This window comes from Actinomadura sp. 1N219 (assembly GCF_044326405.1).
Taxonomy (GTDB): Bacteria; Actinomycetota; Actinomycetes; order Streptosporangiales; family Streptosporangiaceae; genus Spirillospora.
The window spans coordinates 353,713-373,343 of sequence record NZ_JBIRAY010000008.1 but is presented as its reverse complement, the minus strand read 5'-3'; the positions used below and the strand labels follow the sequence as shown (position 1 = coordinate 373,343).

The following is a 19,631-nucleotide window of genomic DNA, read 5'->3' as shown; positions in this document are numbered from 1 at the left end:
CGGTACATGCCGGAGATTTCAGGCGGACGCGGTGGTGAGGCGCTGGAGTTGGTCGTCGGTCAGTGCCGTGTCGGCCATGTCGATCAGGGGTGGGAGCTGGTCGAGGGTGCGGGCGCTGGCGATGGGGGCGGCGACGGTCGGCTGGGCGGCCAGCCAGGCGAGGGCGATGGTCGCGACGGCCTTGTCCTGCTCCTCGGCGACGATGTCGAGGGCGGCGAGGACCTTGCGGCCGCGTTCGGTGTCGAGGTGCTTGGCGGCGCCTCCGGCGCGCACGCTGTCCACGCTGGCGCCGGGACGGTACTTGCCCGTCAGGAAGCCCGAGGCGAGGCCATAGTACGGGACGGCGGCCAGGCCGTGGCGTTCGGCGATGGCGCGGCGCTCGCCCTCGTAGGTGTCGCGGGAGACGAGGTTGTAGTGCGGCTGGATGGCGGCATAGCGGGCGGTGCCCTCGCGTTGGCTGAACTCCAGGGACGCCTCCAGCCGGTCGAGTTCGATGTTGGACACCGCGATCTGCCGGATCTTGCCCGCGGTGACGAGCTCGTCCAGCGTCGTCATGATCTCTTCGACGGGGACGGACGGGTCGTCGAAGTGCGTGTAGTACAGGTCGATGCGGTCGGTGCGGAGCCGTTTGAGCGAGTCGTCCACGGCGGCCTTCATCACCGGGGCGGACAGGCCCTGGTGGTCGGGGTGGCGGCCGCCCTTGGACGCGATCACCAGGTCGTCGCGGTTGCGGCGGGCCGCCGTCCAGTCGCCGATGATGGTCTCGGACTCGCCGCCGCGGTTGCCGTCGACCCACGCGGAGTACTGGTCGGCGGTGTCGATGAAGGTGCCGCCCGCTCCGGCGTAGGCGTCCAGGATCTCGAACGAGCGGTCCCGGTCGGCGGTCCAGCCGAAGACGTTGCCGCCGAGCGCGAGCGGGAAGACGTCCAGGTCGCCGATCTTCTTCGTGTCAGCCATGCTCCGATCCAATCAAAGGTTCCCGCCGTCCGGTTCCCGCCGAGCGCGGGAACATGCCTGGCAGAATGGTGCATATGATCACGGCTTGCCTCGCTTTCGCCGCGGTGGCCGCCCTGGTGACGATCACCCCCGGCGTGGACACGATGCTCGTCCTGCGCACGACCGTGACCAGCGGGCGCCGGACGGGCTATCTCGCCAGTGCCGGGGTGGCGTCGGGCCTGCTGTGCTGGGCGGCGGCGAGTGCCGCCGGGCTGACCGCGCTGCTGGCCGCGTCCCAGATCGCGTTCGACGTGCTGCGCGTCGCGGGCGCGTGCTACCTGCTGTGGCTCGGCGGGCAGGCGCTGTGGAAGGCCCGCCGGAGGACGCGGGACTCCGAGGAGGCGCCGGACGCGAGCGTCTCCGGTGTCACCGCGCTGCGCACCGGCCTGACGAGCAACCTGCTGAATCCCAAGGTCGGCGTCTTCTACATGAGCATGCTTCCGCAGTTCATCCCGGACGGCGCGCCGATGTTCGGGACGAGCATGCTGTTCGGCGTCATCCACGTCGCCGAGGTGCTGATGTGGCTGGCGCTGGTGGTCGTCGCGGCGAGCGCGGCACGGAGAGTCCTGTCCCGTCCGGCCGTGAAGCGCCGGTTGCAGCAGGTCACGGGCTTGGCGTTCATCGGTTTCGGCGTCCGAGTGGCTGTAGAACGCTGACATAGGCCGACGGGCCGCCCCAGATGCGGAGCGGCCCGTCTCGCTACGTGTCGCGTCTACTTGCGGATGAGGTTGCGGAGGACGTACTGGAGGATGCCGCCGTTGCGGTAGTAGTCCGCCTCGCCCGGGGTGTCGATGCGGACGGTCGCGGTGAACTCCTTGCCGTCCGCCTTGACGGTGACCTCGTCGGGGACGCCGCCCTGGTTCATGGCGGTGACGCCGGTGATGTCGAACGTCTCGGTGCCGGTGAGGCCCAGCGACGCGGCGGAGTCGCCGTCCTTGAACTGGAGCGGCAGGACGCCGAGGCCGATGAGGTTGGAGCGGTGGATGCGCTCGTACGACTCGGCGATGACGGCGCGGACGCCGAGCAGCGCGGTGCCCTTCGCGGCCCAGTCGCGGGACGACCCGGAGCCGTACTCCTTGCCCGCGATGACGACGAGCGGGGTGTCCTGCGCGGCGTAGTTCTGCGCGGCGTCGTAGATGAACGCCTGGGGCGCGCCGTCCTGGGTGAAGTCGCGGGTGTAGCCGCCTTCGACGTCGTCCAGGAGCTGGTTGCGGAGCCGGATGTTGGCGAACGTCCCGCGGATCATGACCTCGTGGTTGCCGCGGCGCGAGCCGTAGGAGTTGAAGTCCTTGACGGCGACGCCGTTGTCCTGGAGGTACTGCGCGGCGGGCGTGCCGGCCTTGATGGACCCGGCCGGGGAGATGTGGTCGGTGGTGACCGAGTCGCCGAGTTTCGCCAGGACCCGCGCGCCGTGGATGTCGGTGACGGGCTCCGGCTCGGCGTTCATGCCGTCGAAGTACGGCGCCTTGCGGACGTAGGTGGACGACGGGTCCCACTCGAACAGGTTGCCGGACGGGATGTCCAGGGCGGCCCAGCGCTGGTCGCCCTTGAAGACGTCAGCGTAGCTCTGCGTGAACATCTCCTGCCCGATGGACGACTCGACGATCGCGGCGACGTCGTCCGGCGCGGGCCAGATGTCGCGCAGGTGGACGGGCCCGTCGGCGCCCTCGGCGATCGGGTCGTTGAGGATGTCGATGTCCATCGTCCCGGCCAGCGCGTAGGCGATGACCAGCGGCGGCGACGCCAGGTAGTTCATCTTCACGTCGGGGCTGATGCGGCCCTCGAAGTTGCGGTTGCCGGACAGCACCGCCGTGACCGCGAGGTCGTTGTCGTTGACGGCCTTGGAGATCTCCGGCTGCAGCGGCCCGGTGTTGCCGATGCAGGTCGTGCAGCCGTACCCGACGAGGTTGAAACCGATCTTGTCGAGGTACGGGGTGAGCCCCGCCCGCTCCAGGTAGTCGGTGACGACCTGCGACCCGGGCGCGAGCGACGTCTTGACCCACGGCTTGCGGGTCAGGCCCTTCTCCACCGCGTTCTTGGCCAGCAGCGCCGCGCCGACCATCACGTACGGATTGGACGTGTTGGTGCAGGACGTGATGGCGGCGACGGCGACATGCCCGTGGTCGAGCTCGAACGTGGCGCCGCCGTCCAGCGTGACCGGAACCCGGTTGTGCGGGCGGAACGAGCCGTTGGGGTCGACGTGCCGCGGCTTGTCGCCGCTCGTGTCGTGGCTGATCGCCGGGGAGTCGGAGGCGGGGAAGGACTCGTTGGACGCCTCGTCCGCCGCGCCCTGGACGCTCGCGACGTAGTTCTGCACGTCCCGGCGCCAGGTCTGCTTGGCGTCCGAGAGGGAGATCCGGTCCTGCGGGCGCTTCGGACCGGCCAGCGACGGGACGACCGTCGCGAGGTCCAGCTCCATGTACTCGGAGAACTCGGGCTCGACCGACGGGTCGAGCCACATCCCCTGCGCCTTCGCGTACGCCTCGACGAGCGCGATCTGCTCCTCGCTGCGTCCGGTCAGCCGCAGGTAGCTCAGCGTCTCGTCGTCGATCGGGAAGATCGCGCAGGTGGACCCGAACTCGGGGCTCATGTTGCCGATCGTGGCGCGGTTCGCCAGCGGCAGCGCGTGCACGCCTTCGCCGTAGAACTCGACGAACTTGCCGACGACGCCGTGCTCGCGCAGCATCTCGGTCACGGTCAGCACCAGGTCGGTCGCGGTCGTCCCGGCGGGCAGCTCACCGCTCAGCTTGAAGCCGACCACGCGCGGGATGAGCATCGAGATCGGCTGCCCGAGCATCGCGGCCTCCGCCTCGATGCCGCCGACGCCCCACCCGAGCACGCCGATGCCGTTCTCCATCGTCGTGTGCGAGTCGGTGCCGACGCAGGTGTCGGGGTAGGCGACGCCGTCGCGGTCGAACACGACGCGCGCGAGGTGCTCGATGTTCACCTGGTGCACGATGCCGGTGCCGGGCGGGACGACCTTGAACTCATCGAACGCCGTCTGCCCCCACCGCAGGAACTGGTACCGCTCCCGGTTGCGCTCGTACTCGCGCTCCACGTTGCGCTCGAACGCGTCCGGCGAGCCGAAGTAGTCGACGATGACGGAGTGGTCGATCACCATCTCGGCGGGCGCCAGCGGATTGATCTTGCTCGCGTCCCCGCCCAGCTCCCGGACGGCCTCGCGCATCGTCGCGAGGTCGACCACGCACGGCACGCCGGTGAAGTCCTGCATGATCACGCGGGCCGGGGTGAACTGGATCTCCTTGCTCGGCCGGGCCTGCGAGTCCCACTGCGCGAGGGCGCGGATGTGGTCGGCCGTGACGTTCGCGCCGTCCTCGGTGCGCAGCAGGTTCTCCAGCAGCACCTTGAGGCTGTACGGGAGACGAGCCGAGCCCTCGACGGCGTCCAGCCGATAGATGTCGTACGCCTTGTCGCCCACCTGCAGCTTGTCAAGGCTGCCGAAGCTGTTCGCGGACACGGACTCCTCCTCCGTCACCACCGCGCGTCGGGTCCGGGACATGAGCGCGCGGGCATGTATCGATCTTCAGCGGTTGAGTGTTCGCCTACCTTGATCCTGCCTTAGTCGGGCGTCCGACCGAGAATCAGGGCCGCCTAACTTCCGCCGCTTTTCTCTTGACGTCAAGCTAACTCCAATTTATCTCGACATCAAGCTTCTTGCACCCTCCCGGCCTCACTGCCGGTCGGGCCGGACGATGTACCAGGCTCCGGACGGCGTGACCCAGAGGAGGAGGCCGGGCCAGAGGTGGTGGAGGTGCCAGCCCGGGGTCTGTTTGAGCCGGTGGTGGCGTCGGCAGAGCGGGGCGAGGTTGCAGCGGCACGTAATTCCGGGCCGCCAGGGCACGGTGTGGTCGAGGTCGCAGCGGTGCGAGGGCTGGTTGCAGGTCGGAAACACGCAGGTGGGGTACCGGGCCAGGACTTCGCGCCGCAGCGCAGCCGGAGGCCGGTAGCCGGACCGCCCGTCCCACTCGTCGTCGTGGCCATGACAGGCCGCGTCCCGCGCCGACGCGAGCTCGTCGCGCACCCGCTGGGCAGCACGTGCGATAGCGGCAGGAAGATCCGCCGGGCGGACGCGTCCGCGCACGTGACCAAGCCGCCGATCGACCATGGCGGCCAGACCAGAAACACCAAGGTCCTCACCCGCCGGAGACCCGATATCGCCGATGGCCGAGGAGGGCAGATCCGCGGGCGGGTCGCTGGTGGGCTGGACAACGGGGGTGCGAATCGCGTTGGGGAGTTGGTGGCCGTGCAGGAGTTGGGTGGCCAGGTCGGCGCGGATGCAGTGCAGGGCCCGCGTGTCGCCATCGGCCTTGAGGCCGCGCGCCGCAGCGGTGATCTTGTTGTAGATCGCGTGGGCGTCTTCGGCGGGCAGGTCGCACAAGGCAAGGTCAGCGGTGCCGACCGGGGTGTCGAACAATTCCAGCCTGCGGCTGCGGACGGCCTGGCGTTTGCGTTCTTCAACGGCCTCCGGCGCGAGCCGCTGGGCAATGCGCCTAACGCGGCGGCGTAGCTGCCCGGTCGTCTGCTCGGACGCCTTGGCAAGCGCCACAACCTCGACATCACCAACGGCTTGGTCGGGCAAGCCGTCAGCGGTATCGACGATGACACGGGCCTTGGCCAGATCGATCCGTCCGGCCGAAAGTGCATCGCCGGTGGCGGCCAACGGCCCGGTCAACCGCTCAGCTAGGTGGACCAGTGTGGTGGCGGCATTGCCGGTGACCGTCAGCGCGGCGGCGACTTCCTCGGCGACCGACTCACGAGCGGACAGCACCCGATAGTCGGGATCACCGTCGTCCTCGTCCCGGACCCGACGCTGGGTGAGTTCACCGATCGCGGCCAGTTCCCGAGCCTGAGCCCACGAAGTCTGCCGCCGCGCAGCCACGACAACCTGCAAGAGTTCATCATCAGTGAGATCGGCAAGCCGCTCCTTCCCACCGGACAAGCAGATGGCCAGTTGCGCCCCAGGCGGAAACCATTCCCGATCGCCCCACTCACGCTGATCACCAATTGCTTCAACGATCTCAACAGGCACCCCCACCGACCTTCACCCCCATCCCAAATCCCTAACCCAATTATATGCGATCGAACCAGCAACAATAGTGGACAATTCAGACCCGCCACATTTTTATCACCGCATTTTCCTGAGCCCTCCCGCCCCAGCCGATCGCCTTTCCGCGCGTAGCGAGGCAGAGACCGAACCCCGCGCCGACCAGCAGACGAACACCCCACCCCAAACCGACTACAGCAACCAACGTGACAGCAACCGGTGTAGCGGCAAACGGGCGCACCAGCCTTCGGAAGGCACCTCAGCCGTCCACCGACAGCAACCGCACTTAATCAGTAGAAAAGAAAGCACCGGCCGTAAGATAAGGGCATGACCCGCAAGTGGGACGTCGTGTACTGGCTCTGCGAACGCGCACTCCACCCATCAGCACACCGAACGACATCACCCCCAACAGGAAGAGCCCACGGCCTCCGCAGACATGGGACGGTTCTAGTAGTGACGTTCCGCGCCAGCGGCGAAGCGGTGCCGACTCCCCTCTCATGCGCGGCAGCGAATGGACGCCTCTACGCCAGCACAGCGACCGACTCCGGAAAGGTGAAGCGCATCCGCCGGAACCCACAAGTCCTCGTGGCCCCGAGCACGGTCAGGGGCAAGCCACTAGGCCCGCATGCCGAGGCGACCGCCCGCGTCCTGGAGTCCCACGAGGCAGAGCACGCCGAGCGAGTCCTGGACGGTAGGTACGGCCGACTCCGACAGCTGTACCGCAAGGCGGTCGGCGCGAAGACAACAGACACCGCCTACCTGGAGATCACCCCCACGAGACCGACCGACCCGAACGACAACGACCGATGAGTTTCAAGCCCCCAGACGGTCTCCCCATCAGAACCACCCGCCATCAAGCCCGGGGAGGGACCCGAGATGACAGCGAAAACCAACAGCAAGCAGTCCAAGCTCGACAAGCAGTTCAAGGCATCCCTGCAGAAGAGCCCGGCCAAGGGCGGCTGGACATACGTGATCTGGCCCGAGTCAGCAGAGTTCTTCGGCACGCGCGGCCTGGTCAAAGTCAAGGGAACCATTGACGGACACCCGTTCCAGGGCTCGTTCATGGCACTCGGCGACGGCAATCACAAGCTGGCGGTCAAAGCGGAGCTCCGCGAAACGCTGGGCAAGGACGTAGGCGACGAGGTCACCGTCCACCTGAACGAACGCCTCGGCTAACCCGACTGCCTGAGCTAACCCGCAGAAGAGCTACTGCCGAGCCGATGGCAGGGTTGATGTCATGCCCTCCTCCATCACGCCGCCCGCGCTGGTCCGGAACGCCGTTGAAAACTGGGGCGCGGACGGCCGGCGATGGCTGGACGCCCTGCCCACGATCATCAAGGCCGTGGCGGACGATTGGCGCCTGCGCGTAGGACGCCCGTTCGAGCTGAGCTACCACTGGGTGGCCGAAGCGACACGCGAGGACGACGGCTCACCAGCAGTCCTCAAGCTAGGACCAACACAACCGGGCCATCTCGCCATCGAGGCGGCGGCCCTCGGCTTGTACGACGGCCGAGGCGCCGTCCGCCTGCTCGAATACGACCCGGCGCGCGGCGCGCTCCTGCTGGAGCGAGCCACACCCGGAACCCTCGCCCGCTCCCTCCTCCCAGCCAAGGACGAGGACGCCACAGCCGCCATGATCACCGTCATGAGGCGCCTGCACCGCACGCCTCCACCCGACGAGCCTGACGAGCTTGACGAGCCGGACTGCCCGCTACCGAACCTCTCCACAGAAAGCGCTTCGTTCAAAGACCACCTACAACGCTTCCCAACAGACGACCCACTGCCGCGCCACCTGGTCGACCGCGCCGGAAGCCTCTTCGACGAGCTCTGCTCAGACAGCACCGACCAAGTCGTCCTGCACGGCGACCTTCACCACGACAACGTCCTGCAGGCAACCCGGGAACCGTGGCTGGCGATCGACCCGCACGGCTACGTCGGCGATCGCGGCTACGAAGCGGGAGCGCTGCTCTACAACCCCGACCCGGACGACCGCGACGAAGACCTGCTCAAGCTCGTCCCAGCGCGCATAGAGCAGTTGGCGGACGGTCTGTCCCTCCCCCGCGAACGAGTAGAAGCGTGGGGCTTTGTCACCGCCGTCCTCTCCGAAGTCTGGACGGCCGAGGCCTGGACCCCGGCCCAGCCGACCGAGACGACCCGAGCCCTGGACGTGGCCACGCTCCTACTCCCCCGCCTCTCATAAACAGATCAAACACGATCGGCGGCCCAAGTTCCGTGGAACCCGAGCGGTACCCGAACCGGCAGATGAACGGTGGCGACGGGCTCCCCGGTAAAGTCCTGCGAGGCGATGATGACGAGATCAGTGGCCTGCCGACCAGGATCGAACGTCAAGGCCATCAAATACCCGTCATCCTCCGCAGAATCAGAAGAGGAAGAAGAGGAAGGCACGAACGCTGCCTCCCCGACCCCAGACCCCGCCGGAAAGAGCCGAGCCTCCGACGACCCCTTCACATAGTCGTGCTTCATCAGCGCCTCACCGGCCTGATTCTGGACGATGGCCTCCGCGGTCACCGTGTACCCGTACCGATGCGGACGCGTCACGACACGCTCGTCCACCCGGGGAAACTCCTGGGGACGGTCGTCGATCGTCTCCTGGTGAATGCTCCCTGCCACCGGATCGATCGTCCACCGGTCGAGGGTGGGCGGCGGGTTGCCCTCCAGCCTTCCGCCGTGCATGAAACTCGGGAAGGAAACGAGGTCCACCACCACGCGATCACCCTCGTCGTAGGCGTTGAGCGTGTGGAAGACCCAGCATGGCGGGATGTCGATCCACCGGACGTCGTCGGCGCCGCCGCCGCGCGGCATCAGACCGACGCGGGCCGAATGCTCGGGGTTCCACGCGTACGGCAAAGACAGCCCGTCCTCGACCATTTTCATGGAGAACGTTATGGGCAGGTCATAAATGACCACGTACTTCTGCGTCAACGCGAAGTCGTGCACCATCGGGGAACCCAGAACAGGAATCTCCACCGACCGAACGATCTGCCCGGACGCGCTCAGGACGGTGTATTCCAGGTGCTCCCACCCGAAGAAATAGCCGATGGCGTGGAGTTCCCCGCTGTCGGGGTCCTTCTTGGTATGCGCCGGGTACCCGCCCTTGAGAGTGCCGCCAAAGTCGCACGGCCCGAGCGTGCCCAGTTCATAGTCGAGCCGATACGGCCTGGCCCCGCCCTCGACGAGCGCATAGGTCTCTCCGGCATGGGCGATGACATGCGTATTGGGCGAGAAGTCGAAGTCCTCGACGACAGGACCGGCGGCCCACGTCTCACCGAGCCCTTCCGCGACGGCCTGTGAGCGAACCCAGCGGTTGCGGTACCACTCGGCGCGGCCGTCGCGGAGCCGGATTCCGTGGACCATGCCGTCGCCGGTGAACCAGTGGTAGGACGCGTCGTCCTCCGGTCCGAGCGGTCCGAGCGGGTTCGGGCCGATGCGCAGGTAGCGGCCGCGCAGGCTGGACGGGATGTGTCCGGTGACGGGCAGGTCGTGGGCGGTGACCTCCTCGGCGACGGGCGCGAGGAGCCCTTGCAGGTAGGGATTCTTGAAGTTCGTCATGATGACCTCACTTCGCGTTGATGAAGAAGCCGGACGACACGCCGCGCATGAAGGCGTCGAGGACGGCCTCGGCGTCGTCCAGGTGGCCGCCGAGTTCGAGGCTGACGAAGCCGTGGATTCCGGCCCAGAACGACGCGGCCACGTGGCTGGGGTCGGCGTCGATGAGCAGGCCGGCGGCGGCGCAGGCGGCCACGGCGTTCTCCAGGACCTCGTAGGCGGAGGCCGCTGTGGCCATCGCCTCTTCGCCGGGCTCGAACCCGGGGACGGTCTCGCCGAACATCAGCCCGTAGTAGTTGCGTTCGGCGAGCGCGTTGGCCCGGTAGGCGCGGCCGAGTTCCCGCACGTAGTCGCGCGGGTCGGAATGGTGCGGGACGGCGGCGAGACGTTGGCGGAACCGCTCGAAACCCTCGATGAAAAGCGCTTCGGTGAGCCCGGATTTTCCACCGAACATCCGGTAGAGGACGGTGGTCGAGCAGCCGACCTCCGCAGCGATCCGGCGCAGCGCGAGGGCCTGCGACCCTTCGGCGGCCAGCAGGCGGCTGGCGGCGTCGAGGAGCGTCGTCCGGATCGCCCGGTCGCCCTGCCTCTGGGCCAGCGCGTACGCGCTGGGGGCCGTGGTGCTCTCGCTCATCCACCCTCACAGTAACAACGTTTTTGACCAGTAACGCTGTTATCGCACATCACCGGCGGAAGGTCAACCCCCGGGGGGCCGTGGACTGTGGAACGGTTGCGCCCGGCCGCGCAGCGTTTCAAAAACTCCATACCTTGGCCAGAGTTTCTCTAGTGCCGGTCCGGTCGATCTCATGAAGGTGATCATTGAATCGCCCAGGAGCCCCGACGACCGGCGTCCCGCCAACGGGGAATCGGCCGCCGGGCAGCCGGCCGACGGGAGCCGCGACGGCGAGAGCTTCGACGGCTGGGGCTTCGACGGCTGGAGCTTCGACGAGCACGATCGCGCGCTGGACCGCCTGGCCGCGCGGGAGAACTTCCCGGTCGCGACGCGGCTGCTGCCCGCCCGGCACCGCGCCGGGCTGCGGGCCGTCTACGGATTCGCGCGGCTCGTCGACGACGTCGGCGACGCGGCGCCGCGCGAGCAGCGGGCCAAGCTGCTCGGTCTCGTGGACGACGACCTCGACCGCGTGTTCGCCGGACGGACGCCGAACCTGCCGCAGTTACGGCGGCTGGCCCCGGCCGTCCACGCGCACCGGCTGCCGGAGGAGCCGTTCCGCGATCTCGTCCGGGCGAACCGGCGGGACCAGGCCGTCCACCGGTACGCGACGTTCGCCGAGCTGACGGAGTACTGCGCGCTGTCGGCCGCGCCGGTGGGACGGATCGTGCTCCACCTGTTCCGCGCGCACGGAGAACGCCTGGTGGCGGCGTCCGACGACGTCTGCACGGCGCTGCAGATCATCGAGCACTGCCAGGACGCCGGGGAGGACTACCGGGCCGGGCGGATCTACCTGCCGGGCGAGGACCTCCGCCGGTTCGGCTGCGCCGAGGACGACCTCGCCCGACCGGTGACGCCGACGCGGCTGCGGGGCGTCCTGGCGCTGGAGGCGGGGCGCGCCCGCGACCTGCTGGACGGCGGCGCCGCGCCGCTGCTGGCGGGCCTGCCGGGCTGGGCGCGGGTGGCCGTCGCGGGCTATGTGGCGGGCGGACGTGCCGCGCTCACCGCGCTGGAGCGCGGCCGCTACGACGTCCTCGCGCGCCGCCTGCGCCCGCGGCGGGCCACGTTGCTGACCGGATGGGCACGAGCCCTCGGAACGGAAAGAACGGAAAGGGGGAGGCGATGACGGTTTCGGAGACGTGCGAGCGGTCCGGCCAGGTCGTCGAGGCGTATCGGCACTGCGAGCGGGTGGTGCGCGAGGAGGCCCGGAACTTCTCCTACGGGATCCGGCTGATGCCGGTCCCGAAGCGGCGGGCGATGAGCGCGATCTACGCGTTCGCGCGCGGGATCGACGACATCGGCGACGGCCCAGACCCGGCGTGCGTGCGCCTCGACCTGCTGGACCGGTCGCGGCGGCGGCTGGCGACGGTGCAGGACGTCCTGCGCCGCCGCGCGGAGGCCGAGGCCCTGGAGGGCCATCCGGTGCTGACGGCGCTGGCGGACGCGGCGGGCCGCTACCCGATCCCGCTGGACGCGTTCGCCGAGCTGATCGACGGCTGCGAGGACGACGTCCGCGGCGCCGACTACAAGACGTTCGACGACCTGCTGCGCTACTGCCAGCGGGTCGCGGGGACGGTCGGCCGGCTGTCGCTCGGGGTGTTCGGCGGGGAGGGCCGCCAGCGCGCCGAAGGGCTCGCCGACTCGCTCGGCGTCGCGCTGCAGCTCACGAACATCCTGCGCGACCTGCGCGAAGACCGCGTCGCGGGCCGGATCTACATCCCCACCGAAGACCTGGAGCGCTTCGGCTGCACCCTCAACCTGGACGACTCCGGCCAGTTCGTCGACCCGCCGTGGCGGCTGAACGAGCTGGTCGGCTTCCAGGCGGAGCGGGCGCGCGCCTGGTACGCCGAGGGCCTGCGGCTGCTGCCGCTCCTTGATCGCCGCAGCGCCGCCTGCACGGCCGCGATGGCGGGCATCTACCGCCGCCTCCTGGAGAACATCGCGGCACGCCCATCACAAGCCCTGAGCACACGCGTGTCCCTGCCGACCTGGCAGAAGGCGGTCGTGGCGGCCCGCGCCCTCTCGGGGGTGGAGCGATGAGGGAGGTGGAGCGATGAGCGTAGTCATAGTCGGCGGAGGGCTGGCGGGCATCAGCGCCGCGATCGCGCTGCAGGAGTCGGGCGTCCCGGTGACGCTCGTGGAGTCCAGGCCGTGGCTGGGCGGGGCCACGCATTCGTTCGGACGCGGCGAGCTGTCCGTCGACAACGGCCAGCACGTCTTCATCCGGTGCTGCTCGGCGTATCAGGGCCTGCTGCGCAGGCTGCGCGCCGACCACCTGGTGGACGTGCAGGACCGCTTCGACGTCCGCGTCCTCCGGCCGGGGGCACGGCCGACCAGGCTGAGGCGCTCGAACCTGCCGAGCCCGCTGCATCTGATGCCCGCGCTGGCCGGATACGCGCCGCTCCCCGTCAAGGACCGGCTCCGCGCGATCCGCGCGTCGGCGGGGATCCGGCGGCTCGACCCGGCCGACCCGGCGCTCGACGCCGTGTCGGCCGGGTCGTGGCTGGCGGAGCGCGGGCAGCGGCCGTGGGCGCGGCAGGCGCTGTGGGGGCTGTTCCTGACGTCCGCGCTGAACGCCGAGGTCGACGACGCGGCGATGGGCCTGTCGGCGATGGTGTGCCGCCGGGCGCTGTTCGGGCGCGCCGACGCGGCCGACATCGGGCTGCCGCTCGTCCCGCTGGAGGAGCTGCACGGCGGCCCGGCGCTGCGGCGGATCGCGGAGATGGGCGGGACGGTCCGGCTCAAGGCCAAGGTGGAGGCGGTCACCACCGACCCGAAGGTCGTGGTGGACGGCGTCCCGGTGGCCGCGGACGCGGTGATCCTGGCGGTGCCGCACGAGGCGGCGGCGCGGCTGCTGCCCGCGCAGGCGCTGCCGGACCCGCTGCGCTGGCACGAGCTGGACGCCAGCCCGATCGTGAACGTCCACGTCGTCTACGACCGGAAGGTCATGGACGGGCCGTTCGCCGCCGCCGTCGGCTCGCCCGTCCAGTGGGTGTTCGACCGGACGGCCGTGAGCGGCCTCCGCCGCGGCCAGTACCTCGCGATCTCGCTGTCGGCCGCGGACCGCTGGATCGACATGCCGACCGCCGAGCTGCGCGCCCGGTTCGTGCCCGAGCTGCGGCGGCTGCTCCCCGCCGCGCGGGGCGCCGTCGTCCGGGAGCTGTTCGTGACGCGGGAGCGGCGGGCGACGTTCCGGCAGCGTCCCGGGACCGCGTCCGTCCGGCCCGGCGCGGCGACGCGGGCGCCGGGGCTGTTCCTGGCGGGCGCGTGGACCGACACGGGCTGGCCGGACACGATGGAGGGCGCCGTGCGCAGCGGTCTCACCGCCGCCCGCCTGGTCCGCCGCCACCTTGAACGCCCCCAAGACCGCTACCTGGAGGGGGTGAGGGGCCGGTGACGACCGTTCCGGTGTCCCTGACCGATGTCCGCGAGCTGGTCGACGGCGCGCTGCGCGCCGCGGTCGGACGGCTCGATCCGCGCACCTACCGTGTCGCGGCCTACCACCTGGGCTGGACGGACGAGGAAGGCCGTCCGCGCAAGAATCCGGCCGGAAAGGCGCTCCGCCCAGCGCTCGCGCTGCTCTCCGCACGCGCGGCCCTGGCCCCGCCGGAGAGCGCCCTACCTGGTGCGGTCGCAGTCGAACTCACCCATGCGTTCTCGCTTCTGCACGACGACATCATGGACGGCGACCGGACCCGCAGGCACCGTCCCGCCGCGTGGACGGTCTTCGGCGAGGCGTCCGCGATCCTGGCCGGCGACGCGCTCCTCGCGCTCGCCGTCGAGGTCCTGCTGGAGGCTCCCGGGCAGGGGTCCGCGCGGGCGGCGCGCGGGCTGACCGCCACCACCCGCCGGCTCATCACCGGCCAGGCCCTCGACATGGACTTCGAGACCCGCAGGCAGATCGGCGTGGACGAGTGCCTGGCGATGGCGGCCGACAAGACCGCCGCGCTGCTGGCGTGCTCCTGCTCGATCGGGGCCGTCCTGGACGGGGCGCCGGAGCCGCTGTCGGACGCGCTGGACGCGTTCGGCGCCGACCTCGGCATCGCGTTCCAGCTGGTGGACGACCTGCTCGGCATCTGGGGCGACCCGGCCACGACCGGGAAGCCCGCGCTGTCGGACGTCCGGTCCCGCAAGATGTCGCTGCCGATCGTCGCCGCGCTGAACGCCGACAGGCCCGAGGCCGCGCGCCTCGCCGAGCTGTACGCGCATCCGGACCTCTCCGAGGACGACCTGGAGGAGGCGGCCGGGCTGGTGGAGGCGGCGGGCGGGCGCGCGTGGGCCGAGATGGAGGCGGAGAGCCGCATCCAGCGCGCCGCCGAGCACCTGGTCTCCGCGCGGCTGCCCGACCCCGTCCGCGCCGAGTTCCTGCACATAGCCGACTTCGTCACCCGCAGGGACCACTGATGGCACCACTCACCGGGAACACGACGACACACGACGAGCGGGATCACGGATGACGGCGGAAGCGCCAGCGACAGAAGAGACCACCGGGGTCCGGACGGCGGCCGACGCGGTGGAGGCCGCGCGCGAGCATCTGCTGCTCCTCCAGTCGCCGGAGGGCTGGTGGAAGGGCGAGCTGCAGACGAACGTCACGATGGACGCCGAGGACCTGCTCCTCCGCGAGTTCCTCGGCATCCGCGACGAGGACGACACCCGCGAGGCGGCCCGCTGGATCAGGTCGCAGCAGGCCGCGGACGGCACGTGGGCGAACTTCCACGACGGCCCGCCCGAGCTGTCCACGACCGTCGAGGCGTACGTGGCGCTGCGGCTGGCCGGGGACGCGCCGGACACCGACCACATGGCCCGCGCCGCCGCCTACATCCGCGGCGAGGGCGGCATTCCGGCGACGCGGGTGTTCACGCGGTTCTGGCTGGCGATGTTCGGCCGGTGGTCGTGGGACGAGCTGCCGGTGGTGCCGCCGGAGCTGATGTTCCTGCCGCGCTGGTTCCCGCTGAACGTCTACGACTTCGCGTGCTGGGCGCGGCAGACGATCGTCCCGCTGACGGTGGTGGCGGCGGTGCGTCCCGTCCGGCCGCTGCCGTTCACGCTGGACGAGCTGTACCCGGACGACGACGTCCCGCGTCCCGCCAAGAAGGCCGGCTGGGACGCGGCGTTCCAGGCGCTCGACAAGGCCCTGCACATCTACGAGCGCCATCCGGCGAAGCCCATCAGAAGGGCAGCGCTACGCCGCGCGGCCGACTGGATCATCGCGCGGCAGGAGCGGGACGGCTCGTGGGGCGGAATCCAGCCGCCATGGGTGTATTCGCTGCTCGCCCTGCACCTTCTCGGCTACGGCCTGGACCATCCCGTCGTCCAGCGTGGCCTGGACGGTCTCGAACGCTTCACGGTCCGCGACGAGAAGGGGCGGCGGCTCGAAGCGTGCCAGTCGCCCGTCTGGGACACCGTCCTCGCCATGAACGCGCTCGCCGACGCCGGTCTCCCCGCCGGGCATCCCGCGCTGGAGAGGGCGGCCGGCTGGGTGATCCGCGAGGAGGTCAAGGGCCCCGGCGACTGGTCGGTGCGGCGCCCCGAGCTGCCCCCGGGCGGCTGGGCGTTCGAGTTCGACAACGACTGCTATCCCGACGTCGACGACACGGCGGAGGTGGTCATCGCGCTGAACCGCGTCCAGCATCCGCTGGCCGAGCCGGCGGTCGAGCGGGGCGTCCGGTGGATGGCGGGGATGGTCTCCAAGGACGGCGGGTTCGGCGCGTTCGACGCCGACAACACCCGCACGCTGTGCCGGAGGCTGCCGTTCTGCGACTTCGGCGAGGTGATCGACCCGCCGTCCGCGGACGTCACCGCGCACGTGGTGGAGGCGATGGCGCACCGCGGCATGGCCGACTCGCTGCTGGTCAAGCGGGCGGTCGGCTGGCTGCTGAAAGCGCAGGAGCCGGACGGCTCGTGGTTCGGCCGCTGGGGCGCCAACCATGTGTACGGGACGGGCAGCGTCGTCCCCGCGCTGATCGCGGCGGGCGTGCGCCCCGAGAAGCCCGTGATCAGGGACGCGGTCGCCTGGCTGGAACGGCACCAGCGCGACGACGGCGGCTGGGGCGAGGACCTGCGGTCCTACCGCGACCGGTCGTGGGTCGGGCACGGGGCGTCCACCGCGTCGCAGACGGCGTGGGCGCTGCTCGCGCTGCTCGCCGCCGGTGAGCGCGGCGAGTCCGTGGAGCGCGGGGTGCGGTGGCTCGTCGAGCGGCAGCGCCCGGACGGCACCTGGGACGAGGACCACTTCACCGGCACCGGCTTCCCCGGCGACTTCTACATCAACTACCACCTGTACCGCCTGGTGTTCCCCCTCAGCGCGCTGGGCCGCTACCTGAAGGGTTCGTGAGTCATGGCGATGCCATTGCGCCAGAGCCTGCGCATCGGCGGATACGTCCTGCGCAACAAGCTCCGGGGCCGCACGCGGTTCCCGCTGATCGTCGAGCTGGAGCCGCTGTACGCGTGCAACCTGGCCTGCGCGGGCTGCGGGAAGATCCAGCACCCGGCGGACGTGCTGAAGCAGCGGATGCCGGTCGAGCAGGCGGTCGCCGCGATCCGCGAGTGCGGCGCGCCGATGGTGTCGATCGCGGGCGGCGAGCCGCTGATGCACCCGCAGATCGGGGAGCTGGTCGCCGAGCTGATCAAGATGAAGCGGTACGTGTTCCTGTGCACGAACGCGGCGCTGATCCCGAAGAAGATCGACCGATTCGAGCCGTCGCGCTACTTCGCGTGGGCGGTGCACATCGACGGGCTGCGGGAGCGGCATGACGCGTCCGTCTGCAAGGAGGGCGTTTTCGACCAGGCGGTGGACGCGATCCGGCTGTGCCAGGAGCGCGGGTTCCGGGTCACGACGAACACGACGGTGTTCAACACCGACACCCCGCAGACGGTGATCGACGTCCTCGACTACCTGAACGACGATCTGCGCGTCGACCAGATGATGATCTCGCCCGCGTACGCGTACGAGAAGGCCCCCGACCAGGAGCACTTCCTCGGCGTGCAGGAGACGCGGGAGCTGTTCCGCAAGGCGTTCGCGGGCGGGCGGCGGCGCCGCTGGCGGTTCAACCACTCGCCGCTGTTCCTCGACTTCCTCGAAGGGAAGGTCGACTTCCCGTGCACGGCGTGGGCGATCCCGTCGTACTCGCTGAAGGGCTGGCAGCGGCCCTGCTACCTGATGGACGACGGCTACACCGCCACCTACCAGGAGCTTCTCGACACCACCGACTGGGACGCCTACGGCCGGGGACGCGACGACCGCTGCGCGAACTGCATGGCGCACTGCGGCTACGAGCCGACCGCCGTGTTCGCGACGATGGGCTCCCTCAAGGAGTCACTGCGCGCCGCGCGCAGCTTCTGATCACTTCGGGCCGTCGCGGAGTTCCTCGATGACGTCGCGGACGGCGTCCATCAGCGTGTCGGCGTCGTCCGCGAGCCCCGGGTCGAGGGAGAGGCCGAAGCACAGCTCGCGGTCGACGCCGAGCCCGGCGATCGCGAACGGCGTGCCGGGCGCGAGCGGGACGATCGGGTACACGGCGGTGAGCGGGGCCCCGGCGAGCCGCAGCGTCTTGTCGGGGCCGGGGAGGCTCGACACGGTGCCCTGGAGGAAGCGGCCGCTGTAGGCCAGCCGCGCGAACCGGGCGTGCAGCGGGACGGGCATGAGCCGTCCGGCCTGCCACATCACGGTCCACGCGGCCTGCGCCCGCGTCCCGGACCGCAGCACCCGGCTCCGCTTGGAGATCAGCGCGAGCCGGTCGGTCTCGGACATCTTCCCGATCGGCAGGTCGACCATGACGGCGGTGGTGTGGTTGCCGACCATCGCGCTGCCGGGCGGCCGCATCATCAGCGGGACGGCGACGCGGCAGGTGCCGGGGCGCCCGTCCTCCTCGCTGACGACGCGGTTCAGCGCGCCCGCGACCGCGCACAGCACGACGTCGGTGACCCGCGCGCCGTAGCGGCGGCCCACGTCCCGGACGGTCGCGAGCGGCAGGTGCATGGTGCTGAACCGGCGTTCGGACGTGCCGGCTGCCGGGAGCCGGTCGGGGGGCGCGACGTCCACGGCGAGCTGGCCCAGCCCGATCACGGTGGCGAGCGCCTTGCGGAACGGCCTGCGCGGCACCCGGCCGGTGAACGGCTCGGGCGGCGGTTCCATCAGGTACACGGCCTGCGCCACGATGCCGACGCCGTCGGCGACGACGTGATGCATCAGGTACACGACGGCGGTGCGGCCGGGTTCGGCGCCCTTCAGCACGACCATGCGCCAGGGCGGCCGGTCGAGCGGCAGCGCCTGCGACTGGAGTTCGGCGACGGCGGCGCGCAGGCCGGGCATGCCGTCGACGCGCCGTTCGGTGACGTGCCATTCCCAGTCGACCGGCTGATGGTCGCGCCAGACGGGACGGCGCCAGCGGCCCCGCCGGACGAGCCGCTGCCTGAACCGGGGCAGCCCGCCGAGCCGCTCGCCGATCACGCGGACGAGGTCGTCGCGGCCGACGTCCTTCCGCGACGTGTCCAGCATGATCACGCCCCCGGCCTGCTGCGGGGCCGCGGGCGTCTCCACCGCGAGGAAGAACGCGTCGGGGCCTTCGGCGCGCACGGGCGCCGGGCGGGCGATGCGCTCGGCGACGAACACGGCGCCGAGCACGTACGGGACGGCGATGATCGCGTCGAGGATGTAGTGGTTCGCGGTGGCGAGGATGACGTACAGGGTGACGAGGACGTGCACCGCGTTCAGCACCTGCACCCAGCGCTTGGCCTTCACGCGGGCGAGCTCGACGCCGACCCACAGCGTCCAGCCCATGTGCAGGGACGGCACGGCGGCGAACTTGTCGGCGTGCTCGACCAGCGGCGACCCCCACGATCCCCAGGTGCGGCCCTGCATGACGGTGTCGATGAACCCGAGGTCGGGCATGAGCCGCGGCGGCATGACGGGATACAGCGCGAACGTCGCGAGGCCGCCGAGGTTGAGCAGGATGAAGGCGTTGCGGGCCGTCCGGTACCGCTCGGGATGCCGGACGAACAGCCAGATCAGCAGGGCCAGCGCGCTCGCGATGTAGGTGATCGCGTACTCGTAGTTGGCCAGCACCCGCAGGATCGACTGGTCCGCGAGCCAGCCGTTGAGGCCCAGCTCGACGTCGAGGCGAAGCGCCTTCTCCAGGTTGAAGATCGCCTCGCCGTGCGCGCGGGCGGCGGCCGTCCTGCCGTCGTCGGGGAGCCGGGTGACCAGGGCGTACAGCGCGAAGAGCAGCAGCCCGATCAGCAGCTCCCGGCGGGCGCGCAGGCTCGGGCCCGGCGCGTCCGGCGTGAACACCGCGTCCCGCGCGGTCACCGCTTCGTGTGTGCCCATCGTCCTCC

The 19,631-nt window shown here is 70.4% G+C and carries 16 protein-coding genes; 10 read left to right on the top strand and 6 right to left on the bottom strand.

Translation table 11 applies throughout. The annotated features are described in order from the left end of the window. Positions 1-18: 18 nt before the first annotated feature. A complete protein-coding gene (locus tag ACH35V_RS25410; RefSeq protein ID WP_395975602.1) occupies positions 19-957 on the bottom strand; it encodes an aldo/keto reductase in 939 nt (312 codons plus the stop codon). A gap of 74 nt (positions 958-1,031) precedes the next feature. Here ACH35V_RS25410 and ACH35V_RS25405 point away from each other — a divergent pair, with 74 nt between their 5' ends. Further along, on the top strand, positions 1,032-1,652 hold the full coding sequence (locus tag ACH35V_RS25405) for a LysE family translocator (protein ID WP_395975600.1): 621 nt from the start codon (positions 1,032-1,034) through the stop codon (positions 1,650-1,652). Positions 1,653-1,708: 56 nt separating this feature from the next. Here the strand turns inward: ACH35V_RS25405 and acnA are convergent, their stop codons facing one another. Next, complete coding sequence (acnA, locus tag ACH35V_RS25400; RefSeq protein ID WP_395975598.1) at positions 1,709-4,474, bottom strand: aconitate hydratase AcnA; 2,766 nt, start codon at positions 4,472-4,474, stop codon at positions 1,709-1,711. 213 nt (positions 4,475-4,687) lie between these two features. Then, positions 4,688-6,046 (bottom strand): DUF222 domain-containing protein, encoded by a 1,359-nt coding sequence (locus tag ACH35V_RS25395; protein ID WP_395975596.1) that lies wholly within the window; start codon positions 6,044-6,046, stop codon positions 4,688-4,690. Between the two features lie 342 nt (positions 6,047-6,388). On the opposite strand from ACH35V_RS25395, the gene ACH35V_RS25390 reads away from it, so the two are divergent. The 3 genes from ACH35V_RS25390 to ACH35V_RS25380 all read left to right on the top strand — a co-directional run bounded on the left by ACH35V_RS25390 (position 6,389) and on the right by ACH35V_RS25380 (position 8,261). Next, positions 6,389-6,871 (top strand): PPOX class F420-dependent oxidoreductase, encoded by a 483-nt coding sequence (locus ACH35V_RS25390; RefSeq protein WP_395975594.1) that lies wholly within the window; start codon positions 6,389-6,391, stop codon positions 6,869-6,871. 66 nt (positions 6,872-6,937) lie between these two features. Beyond that, the gene (locus tag ACH35V_RS25385; RefSeq protein WP_395975592.1) at positions 6,938-7,237 is read left to right on the top strand and encodes a DUF1905 domain-containing protein; all 300 of its coding nucleotides are present in this window, start codon (positions 6,938-6,940) and stop codon (positions 7,235-7,237) included. Positions 7,238-7,298: 61 nt separating this feature from the next. Beyond that, positions 7,299-8,261 (top strand): aminoglycoside phosphotransferase family protein, encoded by a 963-nt coding sequence (locus ACH35V_RS25380; protein ID WP_395975590.1) that lies wholly within the window; start codon positions 7,299-7,301, stop codon positions 8,259-8,261. A 5-nt stretch (positions 8,262-8,266) separates the two neighbouring features. Here the strand turns inward: ACH35V_RS25380 and ACH35V_RS25375 are convergent, their stop codons facing one another. Continuing rightward, positions 8,267-9,631 carry a carotenoid oxygenase family protein gene (locus tag ACH35V_RS25375; RefSeq protein ID WP_395975588.1) on the bottom strand — a complete coding sequence of 455 codons (1,365 nt, stop codon included), beginning with the start codon at positions 9,629-9,631 and terminating at the stop codon, positions 8,267-8,269. A gap of 7 nt (positions 9,632-9,638) precedes the next feature. Then, positions 9,639-10,262, bottom strand: coding sequence for a TetR/AcrR family transcriptional regulator (locus tag ACH35V_RS25370; protein ID WP_395975586.1), 624 nt, complete (start codon positions 10,260-10,262; stop codon positions 9,639-9,641). 172 nt (positions 10,263-10,434) lie between these two features. Here ACH35V_RS25370 and hpnC point away from each other — a divergent pair, with 172 nt between their 5' ends. The 6 genes from hpnC to hpnH are packed head-to-tail and all read left to right on the top strand — an operon-like array spanning position 10,435 to position 17,640. Then, the gene (gene hpnC, locus ACH35V_RS25365; protein WP_395975584.1) at positions 10,435-11,424 is read left to right on the top strand and encodes a squalene synthase HpnC; all 990 of its coding nucleotides are present in this window, start codon (positions 10,435-10,437) and stop codon (positions 11,422-11,424) included. Then, entirely contained in the window at positions 11,421-12,338 is a 918-nt protein-coding gene (gene hpnD / locus ACH35V_RS25360) for a presqualene diphosphate synthase HpnD (protein WP_395975582.1), read from the top strand. The genes hpnC and hpnD overlap by 4 nt, the downstream gene beginning before the upstream one ends. 13 nt (positions 12,339-12,351) lie before the next feature. Next, complete coding sequence (gene hpnE, locus ACH35V_RS25355) at positions 12,352-13,695, top strand: hydroxysqualene dehydroxylase HpnE (protein ID WP_395975580.1); 1,344 nt, start codon at positions 12,352-12,354, stop codon at positions 13,693-13,695. Next, positions 13,692-14,702, top strand: coding sequence for a polyprenyl synthetase family protein (locus tag ACH35V_RS25350; protein WP_395975578.1), 1,011 nt, complete (start codon positions 13,692-13,694; stop codon positions 14,700-14,702). The genes hpnE and ACH35V_RS25350 overlap by 4 nt, the downstream gene beginning before the upstream one ends. Before the next feature lie 49 nt (positions 14,703-14,751). Then, the gene (gene shc, locus ACH35V_RS25345) at positions 14,752-16,632 is read left to right on the top strand and encodes a squalene--hopene cyclase (protein ID WP_395975576.1); all 1,881 of its coding nucleotides are present in this window, start codon (positions 14,752-14,754) and stop codon (positions 16,630-16,632) included. Between the two features lie 3 nt (positions 16,633-16,635). Next, a complete protein-coding gene (gene hpnH, locus ACH35V_RS25340; protein WP_395975574.1) occupies positions 16,636-17,640 on the top strand; it encodes an adenosyl-hopene transferase HpnH in 1,005 nt (334 codons plus the stop codon). Here the strand turns inward: hpnH and ACH35V_RS25335 are convergent, their stop codons facing one another. Beyond that, positions 17,641-19,623, bottom strand: a complete 1,983-nt coding sequence (locus ACH35V_RS25335) for a phosphatase PAP2 family protein (protein WP_395975572.1) — start codon at positions 19,621-19,623, stop codon at positions 17,641-17,643. It abuts the gene before it with no gap. Positions 19,624-19,631 lie beyond the last annotated feature (8 nt).